Annotated in this window: 24 protein-coding genes; 20 read left to right on the top strand and 4 right to left on the bottom strand. The window is 48.3% G+C overall.

Going from position 1 to position 24431, the window contains the following annotated elements; genetic code table 11:
• Window positions 1-229: 229 nt before the first annotated feature.
• The 18 genes from BT112_RS08310 to BT112_RS08225 all read left to right on the top strand — a co-directional run bounded on the left by BT112_RS08310 (window position 230) and on the right by BT112_RS08225 (window position 18343).
• Window positions 230-1714: a DUF5687 family protein gene (locus tag BT112_RS08310; RefSeq protein ID WP_072316892.1), complete on the top strand. Its 1485-nt coding sequence runs from the start codon at window positions 230-232 to the stop codon at window positions 1712-1714.
• A gap of 71 nt (window positions 1715-1785) precedes the next feature.
• A complete protein-coding gene (locus tag BT112_RS08305; protein ID WP_072316891.1) occupies window positions 1786-2481 on the top strand; it encodes an ABC transporter ATP-binding protein in 696 nt (231 codons plus the stop codon).
• Window positions 2482-2649: 168 nt separating this feature from the next.
• The gene (gene porW, locus BT112_RS08300; RefSeq protein ID WP_245777001.1) at window positions 2650-5214 is read left to right on the top strand and encodes a type IX secretion system periplasmic lipoprotein PorW/SprE; all 2565 of its coding nucleotides are present in this window, start codon (window positions 2650-2652) and stop codon (window positions 5212-5214) included.
• A 33-nt stretch (window positions 5215-5247) separates the two neighbouring features.
• Window positions 5248-5664, top strand: a complete 417-nt coding sequence (locus tag BT112_RS08295) for a bactofilin family protein (protein ID WP_072316890.1) — start codon at window positions 5248-5250, stop codon at window positions 5662-5664.
• Between the two features lie 147 nt (window positions 5665-5811).
• Window positions 5812-6201: a hypothetical protein gene (locus BT112_RS08290; RefSeq protein ID WP_072316930.1), complete on the top strand. Its 390-nt coding sequence runs from the start codon at window positions 5812-5814 to the stop codon at window positions 6199-6201.
• Between the two features lie 99 nt (window positions 6202-6300).
• Window positions 6301-7377 carry a F0F1 ATP synthase subunit A gene (gene atpB, locus BT112_RS08285; protein ID WP_072316889.1) on the top strand — a complete coding sequence of 359 codons (1077 nt, stop codon included), beginning with the start codon at window positions 6301-6303 and terminating at the stop codon, window positions 7375-7377.
• Window positions 7378-7430: 53 nt separating this feature from the next.
• Window positions 7431-7631, top strand: coding sequence for an ATP synthase F0 subunit C (gene atpE / locus BT112_RS08280; RefSeq protein WP_072316888.1), 201 nt, complete (start codon window positions 7431-7433; stop codon window positions 7629-7631).
• Window positions 7632-7715: 84 nt separating this feature from the next.
• Window positions 7716-8213: a F0F1 ATP synthase subunit B gene (locus BT112_RS08275; protein ID WP_072316887.1), complete on the top strand. Its 498-nt coding sequence runs from the start codon at window positions 7716-7718 to the stop codon at window positions 8211-8213.
• A gap of 6 nt (window positions 8214-8219) precedes the next feature.
• Window positions 8220-8756: an ATP synthase F1 subunit delta gene (atpH, locus tag BT112_RS08270; protein WP_072316886.1), complete on the top strand. Its 537-nt coding sequence runs from the start codon at window positions 8220-8222 to the stop codon at window positions 8754-8756.
• An 88-nt stretch (window positions 8757-8844) separates the two neighbouring features.
• Window positions 8845-10422, top strand: coding sequence for a F0F1 ATP synthase subunit alpha (gene atpA / locus BT112_RS08265; protein ID WP_072316885.1), 1578 nt, complete (start codon window positions 8845-8847; stop codon window positions 10420-10422).
• Window positions 10423-10498: 76 nt separating this feature from the next.
• Entirely contained in the window at window positions 10499-11359 is an 861-nt protein-coding gene (gene atpG / locus BT112_RS08260) for an ATP synthase F1 subunit gamma (protein WP_072316884.1), read from the top strand.
• Between the two features lie 197 nt (window positions 11360-11556).
• Window positions 11557-12048, top strand: a complete 492-nt coding sequence (locus tag BT112_RS08255; protein ID WP_072316929.1) for a hypothetical protein — start codon at window positions 11557-11559, stop codon at window positions 12046-12048.
• 117 nt (window positions 12049-12165) lie between these two features.
• Window positions 12166-13626 carry an oligosaccharide flippase family protein gene (locus BT112_RS08250; protein ID WP_072316883.1) on the top strand — a complete coding sequence of 487 codons (1461 nt, stop codon included), beginning with the start codon at window positions 12166-12168 and terminating at the stop codon, window positions 13624-13626.
• A gap of 76 nt (window positions 13627-13702) precedes the next feature.
• Entirely contained in the window at window positions 13703-14137 is a 435-nt protein-coding gene (gene dut, locus BT112_RS08245) for a dUTP diphosphatase (RefSeq protein ID WP_072316882.1), read from the top strand.
• 127 nt (window positions 14138-14264) lie between these two features.
• Window positions 14265-15275, top strand: coding sequence for a sugar phosphate nucleotidyltransferase (locus tag BT112_RS08240; protein ID WP_072316881.1), 1011 nt, complete (start codon window positions 14265-14267; stop codon window positions 15273-15275).
• Window positions 15276-15325: 50 nt separating this feature from the next.
• Window positions 15326-16270: a tetratricopeptide repeat protein gene (locus BT112_RS08235; protein ID WP_139276065.1), complete on the top strand. Its 945-nt coding sequence runs from the start codon at window positions 15326-15328 to the stop codon at window positions 16268-16270.
• Between the two features lie 12 nt (window positions 16271-16282).
• Window positions 16283-17098, top strand: coding sequence for a lipoprotein insertase outer membrane protein LolB1 (locus tag BT112_RS08230; RefSeq protein ID WP_245777000.1), 816 nt, complete (start codon window positions 16283-16285; stop codon window positions 17096-17098).
• A 30-nt stretch (window positions 17099-17128) separates the two neighbouring features.
• Complete coding sequence (locus BT112_RS08225) at window positions 17129-18343, top strand: murein hydrolase activator EnvC family protein (RefSeq protein WP_072316879.1); 1215 nt, start codon at window positions 17129-17131, stop codon at window positions 18341-18343.
• 32 nt (window positions 18344-18375) lie between these two features.
• Here the strand turns inward: BT112_RS08225 and BT112_RS08220 are convergent, their stop codons facing one another.
• The 4 genes from BT112_RS08220 to BT112_RS08205 form a co-directional block, all read right to left on the bottom strand.
• Window positions 18376-19554 (bottom strand): MFS transporter, encoded by a 1179-nt coding sequence (locus tag BT112_RS08220; RefSeq protein WP_072316878.1) that lies wholly within the window; start codon window positions 19552-19554, stop codon window positions 18376-18378.
• A 186-nt stretch (window positions 19555-19740) separates the two neighbouring features.
• Window positions 19741-20136, bottom strand: coding sequence for a hypothetical protein (locus tag BT112_RS08215; protein ID WP_072316877.1), 396 nt, complete (start codon window positions 20134-20136; stop codon window positions 19741-19743).
• A 35-nt stretch (window positions 20137-20171) separates the two neighbouring features.
• The gene (pheS, locus tag BT112_RS08210; RefSeq protein WP_072316876.1) at window positions 20172-21191 is read right to left on the bottom strand and encodes a phenylalanine--tRNA ligase subunit alpha; all 1020 of its coding nucleotides are present in this window, start codon (window positions 21189-21191) and stop codon (window positions 20172-20174) included.
• Between the two features lie 164 nt (window positions 21192-21355).
• Entirely contained in the window at window positions 21356-21712 is a 357-nt protein-coding gene (locus tag BT112_RS08205) for a hypothetical protein (protein WP_072316875.1), read from the bottom strand.
• Window positions 21713-21865: 153 nt separating this feature from the next.
• On the opposite strand from BT112_RS08205, the gene BT112_RS08200 reads away from it, so the two are divergent.
• Entirely contained in the window at window positions 21866-22396 is a 531-nt protein-coding gene (locus BT112_RS08200) for a CvpA family protein (protein WP_072316874.1), read from the top strand.
• Window positions 22397-22542: 146 nt separating this feature from the next.
• Window positions 22543-24330, top strand: coding sequence for a tetratricopeptide repeat-containing sensor histidine kinase (locus BT112_RS08195; RefSeq protein ID WP_175545765.1), 1788 nt, complete (start codon window positions 22543-22545; stop codon window positions 24328-24330).
• The last annotated feature ends 101 nt before the right edge of the window (window positions 24331-24431 follow it).

Below are 24431 nucleotides of genomic sequence, written 5' to 3'. Positions count from 1 at the left end.
GTTATTTGCCGGAACAGCTAAAGTGTTTTCCCCGGAAACCGGTATCGGCAGGGAGGAATTGCCCTGGTCAAAAGCGACATTAGTTTTTCTTTTAGTACCTTAGGCAGGCTGTTTTTTGAAAATCAACAGTATATACGCTTACCTCCGGTAGCTGTTTGCCCGAAAGATCAGGGTTGGTGTAACAAAAACGGGGTTGGCGCTACTTATGTATCGAAAACCGATGAAGAGCATGATAAAACACTTTATAACCTTGCAATGGAAGTCGTTTTTTCGTTCGGCCAGCCTGGGAAAGGATCTGGGCGTCCGGATTTTTATGGGCTTTCTGGCCTTGTATTTTATGGGATCGTTCCTGTTGTTGGGAATTGCGCTGTATCCCGTGCTTACCGAACTGTATCCGGGGGAAGACCAGCTTTCCACAGCAAACAGCCTGGTGCTGTACTGGATTGCTGCCGAACTGGTGTGCCGGTTTTTTATACAGACCCTTCCGGTTATGGATATCAGGCCCCTGCTGTTGCTCCCGGTAAAGAAAGGCAAGGCCATACATTACCTTTTGCTGAAAAGTGTTTTTTCCCTGTTCAACCTGTTCCCGTTACTGGTTGCCATACCTTTTGCCATATACGGTGCCGCTAAAGGCGGGTATGAGCCCCGGGTTATGTTCGTCTGGATCGTTGCTGTATGCGGCCTGGTACTCTCGGTGAATTTCCTGAATTTCCTGTTGAAGAAGAAGCTTGCCGGAACTATGAAAACATTTTTTCCTTTCCTGCTTGTCGTCCTGGCCCTGGCCTTGTGCGAGTATTTTGAGGTCTTGCCCTTAAGTGCGCTTTTCGGAAGCCTGCTCGGGGCGGTCACGGCATACCCCGTACTGCTGTGCGTGCTATTACTGTTGCCGGTGTTATTGTATATGGTGAATTATGCGACGCTCAAAAAACATTTTTACCTGGATGCTTCGATCGGGCGCAAAGGTGTGCAGGGTAGCACTGCCGATATGGGATGGGTGCGGAAGTTTGGCGATATCGCCCCGTTCCTGCAACTCGACCTGAAACTGATCTGGCGGAACAAACGCCCGAAAAGTACGGTGTGGCTTTCCCTTTTTTTCCTGGCTTACGGATTGATGTGCTATACCAATCCCGCCTACAGGGATACGCCGGTGTGGTATGTCTTTGTAGGTATATTTATCTCGGGCGCTTTTATGATCAACTTCGGACAGTTTATTCCTTCATGGGACAGCCCTTATTACGGGATGATGATGGCTCAGAACATTCCGCTGAAAAAATACCTGGCCTCCAAGTACGGACTTATGGGGTTCAGCGTGGTGGTCTTGTACCTGCTGAGTGTTCCTTATGTATATTTCGGGTGGGAGATCCTGGTGCTCAATACCGCTTGTGCACTCTATAACATAGGGGTGAATATCCCGGTATTGCTGTATGCGGGAGCGTACAACAAAAAACGGGTAGAACTCGACAAAAGCCCTTTCCTGAATTACCAGGGGACAGGAGCGGCACAGTTTGTCGTGATCCTGCCGCTGATCGTGTTTCCGGTGATCCTGTGGCTTATCGTCCGGCAGTTCGTGTCTTTCGATGCAGCCTCTTCGGCCCTTGCCCTGCTCGGGATAACGGGGATCATGCTCAGGGAGCCCATGCTCAACGCTATGGCGAAGCTGTATAAAAAGCGAAAGTACGTAGCGATAAACGGGTTTAAGCAAAGAGAATCCTAACCCCCGGAAACAACAATGCAAAACAACAATGCAAAACAACAATGCAAAACAACAGATAAAAAATACAACAGATGATAACGGTAAGCGATCTGACAAAAACATACGGGGAAACCACCGTGCTTTACATAGAAGAACTGGAGATCCCTTCCGGGCAGAGCCTCGGGCTCGTGGGAAATAACGGTGCGGGGAAAACTACGTTTTTCAGCCTCCTGCTCGACCTGATCCGGCCCACCTCGGGCTATATTGCCAACCATGATATCATGGTCAATAAGAGTGAAGCCTGGAAGCCTTTTACCTCGGCTTTTATCGACGAGAGCTTTTTAATAGGATACCTCACGCCCGAAGAGTATTTCTATTTTACCGGGGAACTTCGCGGATGGAACCGTGCCGATGTGGAAGTGTTCCTGCAGAAATACGAAACCTTTTTTAACGGGGAGATCCTGCGGAAAAACAAGTATCTGCGCGATCTGTCCAAAGGGAATCAGAAAAAAGTGGGGATTATTGCCGCACTTATAGGAAACCCGAAGGTCGTCATCCTGGACGAACCCTTTGCCAATCTCGATCCGACTACCCAGATACGCCTGAAAGAGATCGTACGTGAACTTGCGGAAGATAACGGGGTGACCGTGCTGATCTCCAGTCACGATCTCATACATGTTACCGAGGTGTGTAAGCGCATCGTCGTGCTCGATAAAGGAGAAGTGATCAGGGATATGCAGACCACTCCGGAGACCCTGAGAGAACTGGAGGGGATTTTTGCAGGCTGATGATCCGTACGGACAGGGAAGTACAATAAAAGCATACAATTTTTACTCAGATCGAAAAAGAAATGTATTTTTACCTGACTAAACCCCGGGGAGGTATGCCGGCTGTCAGCCGGATTCCGGATACGGCAGAACGCTTATACCGGGTAGGAAAGAAAAACAATTTGAGATTTGAAGCCCTTCGTTAACATATCCTGCTTAGTCCGCCTGACGGTGGTCGCGTCTCTGGTATTTGCCGCAGGATGCTCGACTAAAAAGGATGCCTTTCTCAATCGGAATTTTCACGCCCTTACCGCCAGGAACAACATTCTTTACAACGGTAAGAATGCCCTTGAAGAAGGCCGGGAAGGGCTTATAGAAACCTACACCGACAATTTCTGGGAGGTGCTTCCGGTAGAACGTATGGAGGTCGTGGAGGAGAAAGCGCTCTCCGGCGGAGCCAAAAATCCCAGTTTTGAAAGGGCCGAAGAGAAGGCTGCAAAGGCCATTCAGAAACACGGTATGAATATCCGCGGCAGGGAACGCAATCCGCAAATGGATGAGGCATACCTCCTGCTCGGTATCGGCAGGTACTACGATCAGCGGTTTATCCCGGCGATGGAGGCGTTCAATTATGTACTGGATAAGTATCCGGACAGCGATAAGTATCACCAGGCCAGGATCTGGAGGGAGAAGACCAACATCCGGCTCGAAAGCGAAGAACTCGCCCTCGAAAACCTGAAGGATTTTGTGTATGGTACCGAGCTTAAAGACCAGGAGTATGCCGATGCCAGCGCTGCCATGGCCCAGGCTTATATGAACCTGCAGTACCCGGACAGTGCCATCCGTAAACTCAAAATAGCCGCTGCCGTCACCAGGATCAATGAAGAACGCGGCAGGTACTACTATATCATAGGGCAACTGTATGACAGGATGGACCATAAAGACAGTGCGAATGCAGCTTACGACAAGGTGGTGGCCCTGAAGCGGAAAACCTCGAGATCCTATCGGATTAATGCGCAATTACAGCAAATGCGAAATACCCAACCTGCCGACAGTCTGGAACGTGAGGAACGTCTGGAATTTCTGGCGGAAATGGAAAAAAACAGGGAAAACCGCCCTTTCCTGGATAAAATATACCACTATATCGCCGGTTTTCACCAAGAGGCCGATTCCATAGGCCTTGCCGAAACGTATCTCAATAAATCCCTGAGCGCCAGCCAGGGCGATTGGAGATTAAAGGCCATGTGCTATGAAGAGCTTGCCGAGATCAATTTCGACCGGAACGAATACAAAAATGCAGGAGCCTATTACGACAGTACCCTGACCCAGCTGAAGGACGATCGCCGGAAGATCAGGGCGATCCGGAAAAAGCTGGACAATCTCGAGGATGTTATTCGTTATGAAGACATCGTGCATGTAAATGACAGCATACTGCGCCTTGCCGCACTCCCGGAAGCGGAGCGGGTAGCGTATTTCGAAGCCTATATCGAAGAGATCCGCGCGGAAGATGAGCGATTGAAAGCGGCGGAGGAAAGAGCGGAAGCGCAGGGAAACTACGATCCTTTTGCCAGTCCGGGCAATGCTGTAGGGCAGCAGGCCGAAGGCGGCAAATTCTATTTTTATAACCCGATCACCCTGGGGCACGGAAAAACGTCTTTCCGGAGGATATGGGGAGAACGGGAGCTCGGGGATAACTGGAGACTGTCCGATAAAGGAACGATGCCACGGCAGGACGACGTTGCGCGAGGAGCACAGGAACAGGTGGCGATGACACCGGACGAGAGATATGATGTGAATTTTTATCTCGACCGCCTGCCCCTGGACGCGGAAATCCTGGACAGCCTGAAGGTGGATCGCGATTTTGCCAATTATCAGCTCGGACTCATTTACAAAGAAAAATTCGGGGAATATCCGCTGGCCATAACCAAACTGGAAACCCTGCTGGACAGCGATCCGGAAGAAAAGCTCGTGCTGCCGGCCAAGTATCACCTTTTTCGCCTGTATGAAACTGTAGGGTCGGAAAAGATGGCATCGGTGAAGGCAGATATTATAAAAAACCACCCCGGATCGCGGTATGCGGAGATCCTCGAAAATCCGGAAGCCGTACTCGCCGGGGAAGCAGACGATCCGGAAGTGTATTTTGCAACGCTGTACCGCAGGTTCGAAGCCCAGCAATACGAAGCTGTGGTCCGGGAGTCGGAGCGGTATATAAAGCAACACAACGGCGAGGAGATCATCCCCAAGATGGAAATGCTCAGGGCCACCAGTCTCGGAAGGTTGTACGGACTGGACCGCTTTAAAAAAGAACTCAATACCATTGCCCTGAATTATCCCAATGATGAGGTGGGCCGGGAGGCGCAGAAAAGGCTCGACGAAACCGTGGCCCTGGAAAAAGCCATGTTTGCAGGAGAGCAGGCCGAAAAGGGACGCTGGAAGCTCATCTTTCCGATGCGTAAGCAAGCCGAAGTGAAAATGCGGGAACTGGTGGAGAATATGGAGTTTTTCGCCCTGAAATATCCGTATTACAAAACTATAGAAGTGTCCCGCGACGTATATGATGAAGATACTGTTTTTGTAGTGGTACACGGCCTGAAGAACGATAACGATGCGAAAGCATTCCGGGAACTGGTCAATCATGATGAAGAATGTAAAATAGACGTGGAAAATTTCCTTATTTTGAGCCCCGATTACAGGACCGTCCAGGTGCATAAGAATGTAGAAGCGTTCCGGAGTAAAGGGGTGCAGAAACCGTAAATACTTTAATTATAATCATAAACGTACCCCAGAATGTTTTCAGAATCCAGAAAGGGAAAAGTCATTACCGAAACTTTTCCGCAGGCAAACCGTATTGAAAAGAATACCCGTATTACCGGTGATATTGTCTCCGAAGCCGATATCCGTATCGATGGCAAAGTGGAGGGAAATGTCAAATCCTCCGGACGTATCGTGATCGGAAAAGACGGCTTTATCAAAGGAAAAATAGAATGTGTGAATGCCGATATCGAAGGTAAATTTACCGGAGACCTGACCGTAGCCGAACAATTGTCGTTAAAATCCTCTGCGGTTATCGAAGGAGACGTGGTCGTATCCCGTTTATCCGTAGAGCCGGGAGCTGCTTTCAACGCAAGTTGTAACATGAAAGGCGGTGAGCTGAAACCGCTCGGTAAAAATGCCGAACCTCAGAAGGCCGGCAAAACAGCGTAGTGCTCCTCCGGGAGGGCGTGAACCAACACGATGACCGGGTTCTTTCCTGTCTTTGCAGGCAGTGGGACGGAAAGGACTTTTTTAATCCGAACCCGAAAACGGAAGATTCTTCTATATTTGCAGGCTGTATCCAATGCCGTAACCTTGATGAAAGATCACATCGTCGCTTTTTTAAAATTGCTTTTACCCCTCACGGTGGCACTTTGTGCGCTGCAATATGCCGTGATTACCAGGGTTATTACCGGTTATGATTTTCAACTTTCTACCATAGCGATCTATGTCTTTCATTTTGCAGTGAGTTTTCTCATCTACCTGTTCTTGCTGTATGTTAAGAACATTTCACCGGATAAAACAGGATATGCTTTTATGGGATGTAGTTTCCTGAGAATGATGGCTTCGGTGGTTTTTTTATGGCCGCTGATCGATCGGGAAGGTAGCTTTGTCGGGGATGTACTGGCATTCTTTATTCCGTATTTTATTTTTTTAACGATCGAAGTTTATTATGTGGTAAAATTCGTTCAGGAAGCGCAGAATTGAAAAATCCCAAAAAATCTTTATTTATAAACAGGGAATTGTTAATTAAATTTCTACCTTTGCGCCAAAATTTCGAGACCAGTATTTTTTAGAAATAAAGATATGTCGATAGCACGAGAATCTGTCAAATTTATAGCTTTTTTAACACTGTTGTTCTCCATATCAGTGTTTTCCCAGGAACATCACAATAACCATTCCGAGGATGGTTCGGAGGAGGCCTTTGATCCTACCGAGGTGATTATGCACCACATCAGTGATTCGCATGATTTCCACATCGCGGGCAATTTGTCCCTCCCGCTTCCGGTGATCCTCTGGACGGACAACGGGCTGGTGACCTTTATGTCTTCCGAGTTTCATCACGATGAGGCCGGGGAGGTCGTCGTAGACAAAAAGGGAATGAAGTTTGTGCGCTATCACGATGAGATTTACTATGCCGGGGCAAACGGCGCTCTCGATTTTGATGCGGAGCATCATCCGGCCAATGACAGGCCGTTGAATTTTTCGATTACGAAAAACGTTTTTACCTTGTTTTTAGCTGCGGCACTCATGCTGCTTATATTTATACCCGTAGCCCGGTCTTACAAAAAACACCAGGGTGCACCCAGGGGGCTGGCCGGTTTTATGGAGCCGCTTATTCTCTTTGTGCGCAACGAGATTGCCATACCCAATATCGGGAAGAAGAAATACGAGCGGTATATGCCATACCTGCTGACCGTATTTTTCCTGATCTGGTTGGGTAACCTTTTCGGACTGATCCCGTTCTTCCCGTTTTCCGGGACCCTGACCAATGATATCGTGTTTACGGGCGTACTGGCTGTCATTACGTTCCTGATTACCACGTTTAGCGGGAACAAGCAGTACTGGGGGCATATATTTGCCACGCCGGGAGTACCGAAACCCTTACTCCTGATCATGATCCCCGTGGAAGTGCTGGGGATGTTTACCAAGCCTTTTGCGTTGATGGTGCGTCTTTTTGCCAACATTACGGCAGGGCATATCGTGATCCTGAGTCTTTTTTCACTGATATTTATTTTTAAGACTGCCGCCGTAGCGCCCGTGTCCATCGCCTTTGCGTTGTTTATGTTTGTGCTGGAGTTGCTGGTAGCCGCTTTACAGGCCTATGTGTTCACGTTGCTTTCTGCCCTGTTTATTGGTCAGGCTGTAGAAGATCACCATTAGGAGCGGAGTTTTTGTTTAGAGTTTAATTGAGTAACTATATAAAATTTTTAACTATGATTTTAGCTGGAATAGGAGCCGGATTGGCTGCGATTGCTGCAGGTATTGGTATCGGAAAGATCGGTGGATCTGCGATGGACGCTATTGCGCGTCAACCCGAAGCGGCTTCAAAAATTCAGACTGCTATGATTATTGCTGCAGCCCTTATCGAAGGTGTTGCCCTGTTTGCAGTAGTTGTTGCACTGATGAAAGGTTAATGTAAAGAAACACACTCCGTAACGGTTGGTTACGGGGTGGTTTTTTGTTTATTTGTACGGAAGGACTTAAATTATATATAGAAAATGAATATTACGCATCCTGAAAGTTTGATATTTTGGACGGTACTGGTATTTGTTATCCTGCTGGTATTATTGCGCAAATATGCGTGGAAGCCGATCCTCGGGGCTGTAAAGAGCCGGGAGACCTCCATTAATGATGCACTTGCGGCAGCTGAAGAAGCCCGTAAGGAAATGCAGAACCTGAAAGCAGATAACGAGCGTATTCTCAAAGAAGCACGTGCGGAGCGCGACAGCCTGCTCAAAGAGGCCCGTGAAATGAAAGAGAAGATCATAGCCGATGCCAAGGAAGAAGCCCAGGAGCAGGGGAGTAAGATCATTGCCCAGGCCAAAGCGGCAATCGAAGGAGAAAAAAGAGCGGCCCTCGCCGAGTTGAAAAACCAGGTGGCAAGCCTTTCCGTAGAGATCGCCGAAAAAGTGGTGAAGCAGGAGTTCTCCGATAAAGACAAACAACTGGAGCTGGTAGGAAATATGCTCGGGGAAGTAGATACTACGTTAAACTAATCGACCATGGCAGGAACGAGAGCAGCAATACGTTATGCGAAAGCCGTCCTGGCACTGGCCAGAGAACAGGATGCGGTAAAAACCGTGTACGCGGATATGGAGCTGGTGAAAAATACGGTATCCCAAAGCAGGGACCTTCAGCTTGTGCTTAAAAGCCCGGTGGTAAAAGCAGAAGTCAAAAAGGCTGCCCTACAGGAAATATTTGCATCCGTCCATAAAATTTCGTCAGACCTGATCAGTGTGCTGGCCGAAAACAACAGAATAAACCTGCTGGGTGAAGTAGCGCGGCAGTATGTAGTGCTTTATGACGAGCGTCACGGAAAGCAACTCGCCGTAGTAACTACGGCAGTGCCGCTGACAGATCGTCTGAAGGCAGGAGTTTTGCAAAAAGTAAAAGAACTGACCGGTAAGGATGCGACGTTGAAGAATATCGTTGACGAAAGCATCATCGGAGGATTTATACTCCGTATCGGTGATTTGCAGTACAATGCAAGCCTCGCCAACAGGTTCAATGATTTGAAGAGAAAGTTTTCCTATAATTAATTAGAATATAGTACAATTAAAAATGAGGCTGGATATTCCCTGCTTACCTGCAGGCCCGGTGTCCGGTCGCTAAACACCAAGAATAAAGATGGCAGAAGTTAATCCGGCTGAAGTATCAGCAATATTAAAGAAGCAGTTATCCGGGTTTGAAGCGGGAGCTTCTCTGGATGAAGTGGGAACGGTCCTGCAGGTTGGAGACGGTATCGCAAGGGTTTACGGACTTTCTAATGCCCAGTATGGGGAATTAGTGGAGTTTGAGTCCGGCCTGGAAGGTATTGTACTTAACCTTGAAGAAGATAACGTAGGGGTAGTATTGTTGGGCCCTTCTAAAGAGATCCGTGAAGGTGCGACCGTAAAACGTACGCAAAGGATCGCTTCTATCAATGTTGGTGAGGGAATTGTAGGTCGTGTCGTGGATACCCTCGGTAACCCTATCGACGGAAAAGGAGGTATCCAGGGAGAACTTTATGAGATGCCCCTGGAGCGTAAAGCCCCCGGAGTAATCTTCCGTCAGCCGGTAAATGAGCCGTTGCAGACGGGTGTAAAAGCTATAGATGCCATGATCCCCGTAGGACGTGGGCAGCGGGAGCTTGTTATCGGCGACCGTCAGACCGGTAAAACAACGGTTTGTATCGATACCATCCTCAATCAGAAAGAATTTTATGACGCGGGACAACCCGTGTACTGTATATATGTAGCGGTAGGACAAAAAGCCTCTACCGTTGCTGCCATTGCCAAGACGCTCGAAGACAAAGGCGCTCTGGCATATACCACTATCGTTGCGGCAAACGCTTCCGACCCTGCTCCTATGCAGGTGTATGCTCCTTTTGCAGGGGCTGCTATCGGGGAGTACTTCCGGGATACCGGAAGACCGGCACTGATTATCTATGATGATCTTTCCAAGCAGGCCGTTGCATATCGTGAGGTTTCCCTGTTGCTTCGTCGTCCGCCGGGACGTGAGGCGTACCCCGGGGACGTATTCTTCCTGCACTCCAGATTGCTGGAGCGTGCTGCAAAGGTTATCGCGGATGACAGTATCGCAAAAGATATGAACGACCTTCCGGAATCCCTGAAACCCGTGGTTAAAGGAGGAGGATCGCTTACGGCACTCCCGATCATCGAAACACAGGCAGGAGACGTTTCCGCTTACATCCCGACCAACGTGATTTCGATTACCGACGGACAGATATTCCTGGAGTCCGACCTGTTCAACTCCGGTGTTCGTCCTGCGATCAACGTGGGGATCTCCGTATCCCGTGTCGGAGGTTCGGCACAGATCAAGTCCATGAAAAAAGTGGCCGGTACGCTGAAACTCGACCAGGCACAATTCCGCGAACTCGAAGCATTCGCCAAGTTCGGTTCCGACCTTGATGCCGCTACACTCAGCGTTATTGAGAAAGGGAGGAGAAACGTGGAGATCCTGAAACAGGCACAGAACGATCCGTTTACGGTAGAAGATCAGGTAGCCATTATCTATGCAGGGTCTAAAAACCTCCTGAGAAACGTACCGGTAGACAAGGTGAAAGAATTCGAGAAAGATTACCTGGAATACCTGAATGCCAAACACAGGAACATCCTGGATCTGTTAAAGCAGGGAAAACTTACCGATGAAGTTACGGATACACTGACTTCAGTGGCTAAGGAGCTTTCAGGGAAGTACAACTAACGGGATAATTAGCCGGGCTGTCACGTCGATGATAAACGCTTCGATGGACATACGGCCGAATTAGCGAATTAAAAATATGGCAAACTTAAAAGAAATACGCGGAAGAATAGTGTCGGTATCCTCTACGATGCAGATTACCAGCGCCATGAAAATGGTGTCTGCTGCAAAGTTGAAAAAAGCGCAGGATGCCATCACAGCCATGCGGCCTTATGCAGAGAAACTCACGGAGTTGCTGCAGGGGCTCAGCGCTTCACTCGAAGGAGACTCCGGCAGTGCTTATGCAGCGCAGCGTGAGGTGAAAAAAGTGCTTGCTGTGGTTATTACTTCCAACCGTGGACTTTGCGGAGCTTTTAATACCAATGTGATCAAAGAGGCCAGGCAGGTAGCTGCGACAACCTTCACCGGTAAGCAGGTGGATTTTATGACCATCGGTAAAAAAGGTGATGATGTACTTCGGAAATCAGGTGCGGTGATTGAAAATCATAACGAGATTTTTGATGATCTTACTTTCGACCATGTATCGGATATCGCAGAACGATTGATGTCTTTGTATGTCGACGGTGCTTACGATAAGATTGTATTGTTGTACAATCACTTCAAAAACGCCGCTACGCAGGAAGTGAGGACCGAACAGTTTTTGCCTATCGTTCCCGTAGCAGAAGAGAAAGAACCGGCTTCCGATTATATTTTTGAGCCGTCCAGGGAGGAGATCGTCGAAACATTGATCCCCAAGTCGCTGAAAACACAGCTTTACAAAGCTATTCGCGATTCATTTGCCTCCGAGCACGGGGCCCGGATGACGGCAATGCACAAGGCTACCGACAACGCCAAAGAACTGAGAGATCAGTTGAAACTTACCTATAACAAGGCCCGTCAGGCCGCTATTACCAATGAAATATTGGAAATCGTAGGTGGAGCGGAAGCATTGAACGGTTAAGCACAAGTCCGGAGATTTCCGGAAGCTTGATAAAAAATACATGTATAAGACCCGCAGGACCTGTTCCTGCGGGTTTTTTTATGACGTTGTCCGGCGGAACCGGGGGAACAATGATAAGACTGGCATTAAATTTGTCAAAGAATTATAAAAGCAGGGATTTTCCCGGTATCGGGATGACCATTTTAAATATAAGGCTTATGAAAAGATTCGTATACAGATGTTCGGGACTGCTCCTGATGTCGGTCCTGTTGAGCTGTGCGGGCTCGCGAAAACAGGTTACGGCCCGTCCGGAAGGGCTCGAACTGGGTAATGTGGTTACGGAAAACTGGCGCAACGGGGCAAAGCCGGGTTCCGGAACGACCATCTTTATCCCGGTGACCTCAGAAAGTGATGTCTTGCTGGATAGTGTGTACTATCGGGGGAAAGGGGCAAAGCTGGAGAAAGTGCAGCGCGGAAATTACCTGGTGTACATCGGCTGGTTTGTCCATAAACCGAAACAGGATATCATTATGCATGCCGACCCGAAAAAAGAAGTGGGAAACCGCCCGCCTGAGTTGCCCGGGCCATCGCCTTTTGAGCTGGAGGATGACGAAGCTGTGGTAAGCTATGTCGCCAGGGGGAAAACCCGGTATTTCAAGGTTTCCGGGATCACCGAGGAAAAAACGGTGGTCAACCCGGGAAGAAATTAACGGGGACCGAAGGTGATTCCTGCTTTGCAGAAGAAGTACGGAGTGTTATAAAAAACGGTTTGTTAGGGATTTTCAGTACTTTTCCATACTTTTATCCTCCAGAAATCCGGTGAACTGTTGGGTGCACTTCAAAGACTTTTCAAGCATACATTTATTTACGGACTGGCTACCGTTCTGCCCAGGATGCTCAATTTTATCCTGGTGCCCCTCTATACTGATATTCTGCCCAAAGAAGAATATGGCGAACTGAGTATTGTGTACTCCTGGATAGCGCTATTTAATGTGATCCTCGCTTACGGTATGGAGACTGCTTTTTTTCGTTTTTTCAATGCGGAGGAAGATAAGGAGAAGGTAACCAGCACTTCATTTACATCTATTATCCTGACTACCCTGGTCTTTTTGTTTGCTGCGCTGTCCATGCGGGATACGTTGGCACAATGGGCCGATATCGATACCCGGTATATCGTCTATACGATATGGATACTGGCGCTGGACGCTTTTGCCATCATTCCCTTTGCGAGGCTTCGCGCCATACAAAAACCGTTGGTTTACACGTATATCAAGATCGGTAATGTGGCCGTTAACCTCGGGCTTAATGTCTTTTTCCTGGTGTTATTACCCCGGCTTGCCGCAGAAGAAGAAGGCGGGCTATGGGACCGTCTTTACATACGGGACTTTGAGATCGCTTATATTTTTATTTCCAACCTGGTGGCCAGCGGGCTGACTTTCCTGGTCCTGGTCCCCGGATTCCGTCATATCCGGTGGCATTTCGACAAGGCGCTGTGGAAAAGGATGATGCGGTATGCCTGGCCGGTACTGATCGCCGGGCTTGCCTACACGGTCAACGAAGTTTTCGACCGTTTGCTGCTCGACTTCCTGTTGCCCGATGATATCGCCAAAGGCGAAGTGGGGGAATATGCAGCTTGTATTAAGATCGCTACGTTTATGACGCTGTATGCCACGGCATTCCGCCTCGGGGTAGAACCTTTTTTCTTTAGTTATGCCAAGCACAAGAATGCCCCCGAAACCTATGCATTGGTTACCCAGTACTTCGTGATCTTCGGAGCATGTATATTGCTCGGGGTTATGGTGTATATAGATGTGCTGAAGGTCTTGCTCATCCGCAACCCTTCCTATTGGGAAGCTCTCAGTGTCGTGCCGATGATTATTCTGGGCAACCTGTGCCTGGGTATTTATCACAACCTTTCGGTATGGTATAAGATTACGGATAAAACCCGGTACGGGGCTTATATATCGGTAACCGGGGCGGTGATCACCCTGGTGCTCAATTTTATACTGATTCCTGCCATAGGCTATAAAGGAGCGGCGATCACCACGCTGGCCGCTTACGGCAGTATGATGGTACTGTCTTATTTTCTGGGGCAAAAACATTATCCCGTACCCTATGACCTTAAAAAGATAGGAGCATACCTTTCGGTTTCTGTTCTTTTCTCCTTTGTTTCTTTCTATGTACTGGATAGTAACATCCTTATAGGTAGTGTGTTACTTTTAATATTTTTGGCCATGGTGTTCTACCTGGAACGGAAAGAACTCAGCAGGGTGTTTCTGAAGCGATAAGATACCTGCACGGTTGGGGCAGGGGGCCGGAAAATCGTTAGGACGGCATACTTTTAAATAAAAAAAACACAAAAAAATGACAATAAAAATAATGAACAGGTCCAAACATGCGTTACCTAACTATGAAACTGTTGCTTCGGCAGGCATGGATCTCAGGGCTGACCTTACGGAACCTGTAGTGTTGAAACCCCTGCAAAGGGCTATAGTAAAAACAGGGCTGTTTATCGAATTGCCCGTAGGGTTCGAGGCCCAGGTACGTCCGCGTAGCGGTCTGGCCGCCAAAAAGGGAGTAACCGTTCTTAACGCTCCGGGTACCATAGATGCGGATTACCGCGGGGAGATCGGGGTGATACTCGTAAATTTGTCCGACACCGATTTTGTAGTGGAAGACGGGGAGCGTATTGCACAATTGGTTATCGCAAAACACGAGAGGGCCGGATGGGAGACCGTAGAAAGCCTTTCCGAAACGATCCGGGGCGAAGGAGGTTTCGGGAGTACGGGGGTCAGGTAACAGGCCCCGGAATATTGCACAGCACAAAACACTATACGAACGAATGATATCATAAATACCGGGACTATATTTTTTGGACCCACAGGGAGCCGATCAGTATATTCCCTTTTTGAAAAACACCACACACATGAAAATAATCGTACCCATGGCTGGCCGCGGATCGCGCCTGCGTCCGCACACCCTTACGGTGCCCAAACCACTGATACCTATTGCGGGGAAACCCATCGTACAACGGCTGGTAGAAGATATCGCCGGTGTCCTGAAACAGGAGGTAGAAGAGGTGGCTTTTATTATCAAAGATGATTTTGGCCGTGAAATAGAGAAAACCCTGTTGGGGATAGCCGATAACCTCGGAGCCCGGGGAACCATATATTACCAGGACAAACCGCTGGGAACCGGCCACGCCATCATGTGCGCGGCAGACTCCCTCTCCGGGCCCTGCGTCATTGCCTATGCAGATACTCTTTTTAAAGCCGATTTTACGCTCGATGAAAGCGCAGACAGCGTGATCTGGGTAAAGCAGGTAGATAACCCGCAGGCCTATGGTGTAGTAGAGCTCGGTGAAAAGCGGGAAATTGCAGGCCTGGTCGAAAAACCAGCCGCATTTGTCTCCGACCTGGCCGTGATCGGTATCTATTATTTTAAAGAGGGCGGTGTGCTGAAGACAGAATTACAGCGCGTACTCGACGAAAATATCATTCATGGAGGAGAATACCAGATCAATGACGGTATCAAGGGCATGATGGAAAAAGGCATGAAGTTTGTGCCCGGTAAGGTCGATGAGTGGATGGATTGCGGAAACAAGGAAGTAACCGTAGATACCAATGCCAGAATGCTGGGTTTTCTGCATGAAGACGGTAAAAACCTGGTTTCCGATACGGTGACCCTGGAGAATTCGGAGATCATCCCCCCTTGTTATATCGGCGAAAATGTGGTGCTGAAGAATACAAAGGTCGGCCCTTATGTGTCCCTGGGAGACGGATGCTTTGTGGAAAATACGGTGATCAGGAACAGCCTGGTGCAAACCAGGGCGATCATCAAAAATGCAGATCTGGACAATGCCATGATCGGTAATCATGCCAGGTTCGACGGTTCATTTACCAGTGTGAGCATCGGAGATTATTCGGTCCTGGAATAAATAAGTGCCAAAGTGCTGGTACAGTTCCGGGGAATCCATAAATTTGAGATGTGAGAACAAAAAGTGCCATAGTGGTTATTTCCGGGTGGTTTCTCGGGCAGGTATGCCTGGCACAGGAGCCTGTTATTCCTGTGGAAAATGCCGATATGGCTACGGAGTCGTATTCCGATGAATTCCAGGAACACTTTTTTGAGGCCCTGAAGCAAAAAGGGATAGAGAATTACGACAAGGCGGTAGACGAGCTGCTGAAGTGTAAAAAACTGGAACCGGACAATGATGTGGTCGACTATGAGCTGGGTCGCAACTACAAGGAACTTAAGGCGTATGACAAGGCCGAGGCCAGTTTACTTGCGGCGGTAGAAAAAAAGCCGGAACTGTGGTATCTCGATGCCCTTTTCGGAGTGTACGAATCGCGCGGAGAAACGGATAAAGCCATTGCGGTGGCCCTGAAACTGGCGGAATCCAACAGTACGTACAAAGAGAACCTCGTTCGGATATATATCGATAGCAGACGATACGAAGAGGCTCTTGAGCTCATCGAAGAGCTCGACGCCCGTTTGGGCAGTTCGGGAGAGCGGGAGCAACAGAAGCTATGGATAGAGAGCAGAATGAGCCCCGGCGAGTCCGCAGCGTTCGGTAACACCGGAGAGGATGAAAAGAATGACCCTTCGACGGAAGGTGCCGGAGATCTTGAAGGGATTTACAGGAATATAGAAAATGCCCGTCAGCAACGCAATCATCCCGAAGTGCTCGAAAGTGCTACGGAAGCCCTGGAGATTTATCCCTCCCAACCGGGATTGTACTACCATCGTGGTTATGCCCTGAACCGGATGAAACGGTATAAAGAGGCGATTGCTTCCCTGCAGGAAGCCCTGGACTACCTGATAGACGACAAAGCGCTGGAAAACAATATTTACCGGGAATTCGTTATTGCGTATAATGGCATGGGAGATCACCGGAAAGCCGGGGAGTATGCCGGAAAAATTAAGGACTGAACCTAACCTGGTATGGACAGGAGAAACAAGCAGAGCGAAATGAAGCAGAAGCTAAAAATATTCGGATGGTTACCCGTAGTGCTGTTCTTTGCATTACAATCGTGTAAAAGTACAAAGACGATAGCGGAAGGAGAAGCATCTCCGGGCCTGTCCGCAAAACAGGTGATTAAAAGACACTACAGGAATGCCCCGGAGTTTAAAACGGTTGTCGGGCGTATGAAGGTAGATTATGATAACGGTGACATGTCGCAAGGGGTAAATCTCAGTTTCCGGATGGAAAAAGATAAGGCGATCTGGCTGGCGGCAACCATGAACATGGCCAAGGTGTACATCACCCCGGAGCGGGTGAGTTTTTACAATAAGCTCGACAATACCTATTTTGATGGTGATTTTTCTTATCTGAGTTCGGTACTCGGTACAGAACTCGATTTTGAAAAAGTACAGAACCTGCTGCTCGGGGGAGCTATTTATGATCTTAACGGAAGCGCGTATACGAGCCGTGTCGTAGCGAATAGTTACGAACTGAAACCGACGGAAAGCATGGCTTTGCTGAAAGTGCTTTTCCGTGTGGAACCCGCTAATTTCAGGATGGCCGGGCAAATGCTTTCCGACCCGGCAAAAGGCAGGATGCTCCGGATCGAATATAAGTCGTACCAGCTGGTAGATAAAGAGGTGTTTCCGGATGAGATCGGGATATCGGTGCAGGAGGGAAGCCGGGAGACGAATATAGATATAAGATACAGGAACGTGGAGTTTAACAGGGATCTCAGTTTCCCTTACAGCGTTCCCAGGGGATATAAAGAATTAACACTGGAGGATGCCAGGTAGCATACGATGCGCAAAACAGTAGGCCGGATCATGAAAGAACGTATTTTTTTACTGCTGATCATTTTTCTTACCCTTGGTACGGCACACGCCCAAACCAGGGAACAGAAAGAACTGGAAGCCAGGCGTGCGCGGTTACAACAGGAAATAAAACAGATCAACAGCCTGCTGTCCACCCAGCAAAAGGAACGGCAGAATGTGGTTACCGAAGTAGAAGACCTCAACCAGAAGATCAGGGTAAGGCAGGAACTTATACAGGTAACTAACCGCCAGGCGAATCTGCTCAATCGCCAGGTGAACAACAACATGAAAAAGATTGGCGATCTGCGTAAGGAACTCGAAGATCTTAAAGAAGATTATGCCGAGACCATACGGCAGACCTACAAAAGTCGTTCCCGGCAAAACCGGGTGATGTTTCTGCTTTCATCCGAAAACTTTTTCCAGGCCTATAAAAGGTTGCAGTATATGAAGCAGTATGCCGATTACAGAAAGCAACAGGGAGAGTCTATAGAAGCAAAAACCCTGGAGCTTCAAAACCTGAATAAGGAGCTGATCGTGCAGCGCAAGGAAAAGGAAACGTTGATTTCCGAGAATAAAAAAGAGCAGGCCGCCCTGGAGAAGGAAAGACGGGAGCAACAGTCCCTCATAGCCAGTATCCGCAAAAAGGAGTCGCAGTACAATTCGCAGATCACGCAGAAACGAAAGGAAACACAGGCCATAGACCGGCAGATCGAAAAACTGATACGGGAAGCTATTGTGGAGTCCAACAAAAAGGCCGGGAAAAGTACCAATAATGCTACGTTTGCCCTGACCCCGGAAGCCAAGGTGATTGCGAATAATTTTGCAGCCAACAAAGGCAAGCTGATATGGCCCGTGGAAAAAGGGGTGAAAAGCAAAGGCTACGGCGAATATTCGGACCCGGTTTATCCTGCCGTTAAGAATTTCAATAACGGGGTGCTTATCGCCACTCAGGAGGGCGAAAAGGCCCGTGCGGTCTTTGACGGGGAAGTCTCTGCCATCATTGCAGTTCCGGGAGCCAATAAGGCGGTACAGTTGCGACACGGTAACTATATTACCACGTACTATAACCTGGGAAGGATCTACGTAAAAAAAGGACAGAAGGTTACCGCCAAAACACCACTTGGGGAGATCTTTACCAGTCCGTCCAGCGGTAAAACCGAACTCAAGTTCTTCCTGTACCGCGATACCAACCGTTTAAACCCGGAAGACTGGATCTATCGGATGTGATCCGTAGTTTTTGTACGGGCAAGACAAACATTTTATACGGTAGCCTCAACGTTGTGCCGTCGCGCATTTTTACGGTCCAGTACGAGGATGACAAGCGCAATGATAAAACCGCATGCGGCCAGCCCGGATCCTACCCAGTCCGACGATGTATAGCTATACCCCTGCTCTAAAGGAAGCCCCCCGAGATATGCCCCTATGGCATTCCCCATGTTAAAAGCTCCCTGTGTTATCGAGGAAGCCAGCATTTCCGACCCCTTTGCCGCCCGGATCATCATCATTTGAATAGGTGATGCTATGGAGAAGGCCAGTGCACCTATGGTAAAGGTCATCAGTGCTGCAGGAACCTTATAGGGCGCTACGAAAGTCAGTGTCATCAGGGCGAGCGACATGATGAGCAGTAACCCGGAGGTGGCATAGGCCGGAGAAAAACGGTCTGCCAGGCGTCCTCCGGCAATATTTCCGAGCGTCATCCCCACCCCTGCGATAACGAGCAGGTAGGTAATGGAATTGCTGTTAAACCCGCTGACCTCGGTCAGTAACGGGGCAATATAGCTGTACCAGGCAAAGAACCCCCCGGTACCTATAGTGGTAAGCCATACGATAAGCCAGGGTTTCAGTCGCTTAAACAGCTTTAATTCGTTGAGAAAACCGGAAGACCCGGCGGCCGACAGGAAAGGCAGCCAGAAATGCAGGGCGGTAACCGTAGTAACGCCGATCCCGGTGACGATGACAAAAGTGTACCTCCAGTTGATATGATGCCCGATATACGTGCCGAGCGGAACCCCTATGATATTGGCTATCGTAAGCCCGGCAAACATCATGGAAACGGCCCGGGCTTCCCGCCCTTTCCCGGCAAGGCGCCCCGCAACTACGGCCCCGACCCCGAAAAATGCGCCGTGAGGTAAACCGGACAAAAACCGCGTAGCCATAAGCGTGTAATAATCTCCGGCAAATGCCGAAAGTCCGTTGCCTATCGTAAAAAAAAGCATTAAGGCCATCAGTACCTTTTTCGGAGGATATTTTCCTGCAATCGCGATCATCAATGGTGCTCCCACCACAACGCCGAGGGCATAAGAAGATATAAAATGACCCGCTTTGGGAATGCTGATGTCCAGTGAAGAGGCGATGTCGGGTAAAATACCCATCATCACAAATTCCGTCATTCCGATACCAAAACCCCCGATAGCCAGGGAAAGCAATCTTTTGTTCATAATTATAGTTTATATCATATCATAGCACTGTAGTTTTCCGTAACAGAAAAACAACACAGATGCCTTGTTGCGTAAAGGGGTTAGATAACAGCTGATTAAAAAAGGAGCGGCAACTATAGGTAACGCTGCCGGTTTACAGCGATAACTGTTGTTTTACCGTAAAATGCGGGATATTGATATTGCGGGTTATTCGGCAAGGATACCCCGGGCTTCCATCACCGGAATATCCCGGAGGGCATCTTCTTTGATACTGTATTTCGGAAAGCAGTACTTTTTGTCGTACAGCTTGCCTTCGGCAAAGAAGGTCACTGAAAATTCGTTGTGAAGCTTCAGGACATCCTCCTGAACGAGCTCTACTTTGGCGTAATCCCGTGCCCCTACGACCCCGATACCATGCCGCATGACGGAGGTCCTGATCGCATTGTCAAAGCCTTTGGATACGACCATGACCATCTCGATAGGGGTTTTGCGGTTATTGATGATATAAGCATTCCAGTCCTGCGAAAGGAATTCTTCGTTCCATTCGCGTACCATAGCTATATACACGTCTTTAACAACGGGAATTTCAATATCTTTCCTCATATATCCTGAACATTATATGACAGTATTTCCCCCGATTATAAAGCGGATTTGAACTGACTTAAAAAACGGACGTCATTCTCACTGAGCATACGGATATCCGGGATCTGGTGCAACAAAAGCGCGATGCGGTCAATACCCATACCAAATGCAAAACCGGAATATTCCTTGGGGTCTATTCCGCAGTTTTGGAGTACGTTGGGGTCTACCATTCCGCAGCCCATGATTTCCAGCCATCCCGTGCCTTTGGTCATTTTGTAATCCGTTTCGGTTTCCAGTCCCCAATACACGTCTACTTCCGCACTGGGTTCGGTGAACGGGAAATAGGAAGGACGGAGCCTTATCCTGGATTTTCCGAACATTTCCGTGGTAAAGTACTGCAGGGTCTGTTTCAGGTCGGCAAACGAAACCCCTTTGTCTATATACAAACCTTCTACCTGGTGAAAAAAGCAGTGCGAACGGGCGGATATCGCTTCGTTTCTGTACACTCTTCCGGGGGAGATGGTCCTTATCGGCGGTTTGTGAGACTCCATATAGCGTACCTGTACCGAAGACGTGTGCGTGCGCAACAGGATATCCGGGTCGGTCTGGATGAAAAAAGTATCCTGCATATCCCGTGCCGGGTGATACTCCGGGAGGTTCAGCGCCGTAAAGTTATGCCAGTCGTCCTCTATTTCAGGTCCTTCCGATACGTTAAATCCTATACGGGAAAAAATGTCTATGATCTGGTTCTTTACAATAGATATAGGATGCCGTGCACCCAGGGCCAGAGGTTCTGCAGGCCTGGTCAGGTCTCCATAGGCATTTTTGGTGCCGGCTTTGCTTTCGATAGCTTCTTTTAAAGCATTGACTTTGTCCTGTGCGGCATTCTTGAGCTGGTTGACGACCTGCCCGAATTCTTTTTTATCTTCATTCGGAACACTTTTGAAGGCTGCAAAAAAATCATTGAGTACCCCTTTCTTTCCGAGATATGCTATCCGGAAAGCTTCTATTTCATTGATGTCGGACGAACTGAATTGTTCTACCCGGGCTATGTGTTCCTTAATATGATCTATCATCGAAGCAATTTTTTTGGATGAGGGAAATTTTCGTGATCCCGGGGACGTATCCGTTCCCGTAAGTGCGGAAGTAAGACTTCCCTGCCACTTAGGTAGTAACGTTAACCCCAATACGGAAAATCTGCCACCGGTCTTAACAGAGAGGCAAATTTACTTTTTTTTGCTTATTCTATAAATTCTTTCTCGATAAAATACTGTACAATGGCTTCCTTCATCAGTACCGATTGTTCGCCGGATTTCAAAAAAGGTAACTGTTCCTTCGTTGTATAATGAGGCCATCCTTCCTGGTCTACATAATCAAATTCGTAATATCCGTAAGGCTCCAGCAAACGGCATATCGCAATGTGCATGAGGTTTATCTTGTCGTCTTTTTTGAACTTTCTGTCCAATTGCCCGAGTTCCTGCACACCGATAAGATATATAATCGCATCGAGATCGAGGGTGTCCCCGTCTGCAAACCGCCCTGATAATCGCTGTATCAGGACCTCCCATCTTTCTTTTAGTTTTTCGTCTCTGGACATTTTTTCTGTTATATGCGGGGTAAAGTTACAAAGATTCGTCGGTTCCCGACAAAGGGCGAGACAAATCAATACCCCCTTTTAAGGTCTTAACACCGTGATGGCCCGGCCCAACTAATTATTTGCATATATTTGAAAACATTATTAAAAGGAATAATGAATTATTTAGACATAGCCATAGGCGTACTCATCGTATTTGGGATCTTCCGGGGGCTTTACAAAGGGCTGTTTGTGGAAGTAGCCTCTCTGGTGGCCCTGGTACTCGGCATATATTGTGCCATGCATTTTTCTTATGAAGTAGGGTCGTATATGGAAAAACATGTCGACTGGGAACCCCGTTATGTGAACCTCATAGCTTTTATATTGGTTTTCTGTGTGGTTATCATCCTGGTTTCCCTCGCAGGGAAAATGCTGACAAAAATGGCCGATTTTGCGGCGCTCGGCCTCCTGAACAGGATGCTTGGCGGGCTTTTCGGCGGATTGAAAGTTGCTGTGATACTCGGGGCGTTGCTGGTGTTTTTTGAAGCGACGGATAATGTGATGAGTTTTGTGGATGCACAAAAAAAGAGAACGTCCCTGCTGTATGAACCGGTAAAAAACCTTGGAGAAACCGTGTTCTTTTTCGTGCTTCGGAAAAGTGAGGAAGAGCTGCCGGATAGGTACGATAGCACGGAAATAACCCTGTAAGCACCGGAACCGCAGTTGCTGTCCCCTAATCATCTTTTATTATTGGCACCGTCAAAGGGTTTAATGCCCCGAGGCTTGTCTGGAAATTAAAATTCAGTTTTGTATGAATGCCTCGTGTGCTTGCGCCGAGGCAGTTTACTTATATCATGAAAACACGACGATATACTTTTTATCCGGGACTCAGGTGCACGATTTTTCTGCTCATAATTATTTTCGTAGCCCCCGGGGTACCGGCGTCGGGTATGTTTTTTCCACAGCAACAAAAAGCAGGTACGGGCATACTGGACAGTCTTTTTCGCTCAGGGGCAGCTTATATGAGACAAAGCGTGCCGGATTCCGCAGCACGGCAATATACAAAAGGCCTTTCCCTGGCCCGTGAGCTCGGAGATTCGGCATACATCGGACGTTTTTATAACGGCCTGGGGTCGGTATGGCAGATTCGTAAGGCCTACGACAAAGCCCTGGAGCACTATCATGAGGGATTGAAATATCTCGATGAGCACAGAAACACATCCGATGTTGCCAAGGCTTATGTAAACCTGGGCGCCCTTTACGGGGCATTAAAGGATTTTGACAACGGCCGGGAATATCTGGAGAATGCCCTGAAAATACTCGACGATGAAAGTGTGCTGAGGTTACATGTTATGGGAAACCTGGCGGCGATGTACCTGGATAACGATGAGCCCGTGGCCAGCGAAGAAATGGCCTTAAGCGCTATTCCGCTTGCGGAGAAATTGGGACAGGATTATGTCCTTTCCGTGCTCTACACCAATCTCAGCAAGATCTATTCGGACAGGGAAGATTGGGCGCAGGCAATTTCTGCCGGAGAACTGGCCCTGGATATCAAGGACAGCCTGCAGGTGGGAAACACGGTAGCTGCCTACAACAACCTGGGGCGGGCCTACGAAATGTCGGGGCGATACACTCCTGCCGGAACGTATTATAAAAAAGCGCTCCAACAGGCTACCGGAGAAGACAGGGCCCTGGTCTTGCAAAACCTTAAAAGTGTAGCCAAAAGGCAAAAAAATTATGCTGCTGCACTGGAATATGCCGAAGCAAGAGACGTCCTCCGGGATTCGCTCCAGGCCCTGGACTATAAAGGCAAAGTGGCCGAGCTTACGGAAAAATACGAATCCGAACAAAAACAGGCAAAGATAGAATATCTCCAGGCCGAAGGGCAGCTACAGGATAAGCTTATAGGCAGACAGCGGATCTTAACCATCGTTTCACTCACGCTTTTAGTACTGTTCGGGGTGTTGGTCTATGTATGGAATACACAGAACCGGACCCGGCAGGCCCTGGAAAAATCAAAACTGCGGCAGCGTTTTCTTCTCGCCCAGCTCAACCCCCATTTTATTTTTAACGCCTTGCAGACCGTACAGAATTTTATCTATATGAAGGATGCGGAAACTTCTGCTTCTTATCTCGGGAGTTTTGGGAAACTGATACGTTTTGTACTGGAAAGCTCCGACAGGGATACCATCGCACTGGAAGAAGAGATGGAAATGCTCCGTAATTTTCTCTATCTTCAGCAACTGCATTACGACAATAGTTTTACCTATGCGGTGTCTTCCGATTACGAAACGGAAGCCGAAACGATCCGTATTCCGGTGATGCTGGTACAGCCTTTTGTGGAAAATGCGGTCATACATGGCATCCAGGATGTACCCGGAGGCCATATAAAGGTGACATTTCGCGCTGCGGACGAGAAGACCATGTGTGTGGAGATCGAGGATAACGGAAGCGGATTTTTCCCGCAGGAAAAAGGGAAAGCAAATGCCATGCACCGGTCTATGGGAATGGATATACAGAAAGGGCGCATCAGGGAATTCAACAGTGAACATAAACGGGATATCACAGTAGAGATCAGTCCCGCTCACCCGGAACAGGAATACCCGGGTACCCGGGTGGTCATCCGAGTCCCGGTTTTATAATAGCCCACAGAAAATCGGGGATGGTATATGGGTATTATGGAATAGCAAGGCCCGGAGGAATCTCCGGTGACATATAAAACAGATAACTTCAAAACAGAGAA

Origin of the sequence: Sinomicrobium oceani (genome assembly GCF_900119185.1) — a bacterium.
Lineage (GTDB): Bacteria > Bacteroidota > Bacteroidia > Flavobacteriales > Flavobacteriaceae > Sinomicrobium > Sinomicrobium oceani.
The sequence above is the reverse complement of the archived record's forward strand: the minus strand, read 5'-3'. Positions and strand labels throughout refer to the sequence as shown.

Bases quoted from the DNA above. Each gene is read 5' to 3' on its own strand.
- BT112_RS08310 (WP_072316892.1), top strand. From the start codon at position 230: ATGATAAAACACTTTATAACCTTGCAATGGAAGTCGTTTTTTCGTTCG.
- BT112_RS08305 (WP_072316891.1), top strand. From the start codon at position 1,786: ATGATAACGGTAAGCGATCTGACAAAAACATACGGGGAAACCACCGTG.
- BT112_RS08295 (WP_072316890.1), top strand. From the start codon at position 5,248: ATGTTTTCAGAATCCAGAAAGGGAAAAGTCATTACCGAAACTTTTCCG.
- BT112_RS08290 (WP_072316930.1), top strand. From the start codon at position 5,812: ATGAAAGATCACATCGTCGCTTTTTTAAAATTGCTTTTACCCCTCACG.
- atpB (WP_072316889.1), top strand. From the start codon at position 6,301: ATGTCGATAGCACGAGAATCTGTCAAATTTATAGCTTTTTTAACACTG.
- atpE (WP_072316888.1), top strand. From the start codon at position 7,431: ATGATTTTAGCTGGAATAGGAGCCGGATTGGCTGCGATTGCTGCAGGT.
- BT112_RS08275 (WP_072316887.1), top strand. From the start codon at position 7,716: ATGAATATTACGCATCCTGAAAGTTTGATATTTTGGACGGTACTGGTA.
- atpH (WP_072316886.1), top strand. From the start codon at position 8,220: ATGGCAGGAACGAGAGCAGCAATACGTTATGCGAAAGCCGTCCTGGCA.
- atpA (WP_072316885.1), top strand. From the start codon at position 8,845: ATGGCAGAAGTTAATCCGGCTGAAGTATCAGCAATATTAAAGAAGCAG.
- atpG (WP_072316884.1), top strand. From the start codon at position 10,499: ATGGCAAACTTAAAAGAAATACGCGGAAGAATAGTGTCGGTATCCTCT.
- BT112_RS08255 (WP_072316929.1), top strand. From the start codon at position 11,557: ATGAAAAGATTCGTATACAGATGTTCGGGACTGCTCCTGATGTCGGTC.
- dut (WP_072316882.1), top strand. From the start codon at position 13,703: ATGACAATAAAAATAATGAACAGGTCCAAACATGCGTTACCTAACTAT.
- BT112_RS08240 (WP_072316881.1), top strand. From the start codon at position 14,265: ATGAAAATAATCGTACCCATGGCTGGCCGCGGATCGCGCCTGCGTCCG.
- BT112_RS08230 (WP_245777000.1), top strand. From the start codon at position 16,283: ATGGACAGGAGAAACAAGCAGAGCGAAATGAAGCAGAAGCTAAAAATA.
- BT112_RS08225 (WP_072316879.1), top strand. From the start codon at position 17,129: ATGAAAGAACGTATTTTTTTACTGCTGATCATTTTTCTTACCCTTGGT.
- BT112_RS08220 (WP_072316878.1), bottom strand. From the start codon at position 19,554: ATGAACAAAAGATTGCTTTCCCTGGCTATCGGGGGTTTTGGTATCGGA.
- BT112_RS08215 (WP_072316877.1), bottom strand. From the start codon at position 20,136: ATGAGGAAAGATATTGAAATTCCCGTTGTTAAAGACGTGTATATAGCT.
- pheS (WP_072316876.1), bottom strand. From the start codon at position 21,191: ATGATAGATCATATTAAGGAACACATAGCCCGGGTAGAACAATTCAGT.
- BT112_RS08205 (WP_072316875.1), bottom strand. From the start codon at position 21,712: ATGTCCAGAGACGAAAAACTAAAAGAAAGATGGGAGGTCCTGATACAG.
- BT112_RS08200 (WP_072316874.1), top strand. From the start codon at position 21,866: ATGAATTATTTAGACATAGCCATAGGCGTACTCATCGTATTTGGGATC.
- BT112_RS08195 (WP_175545765.1), top strand. From the start codon at position 22,543: ATGAAAACACGACGATATACTTTTTATCCGGGACTCAGGTGCACGATT.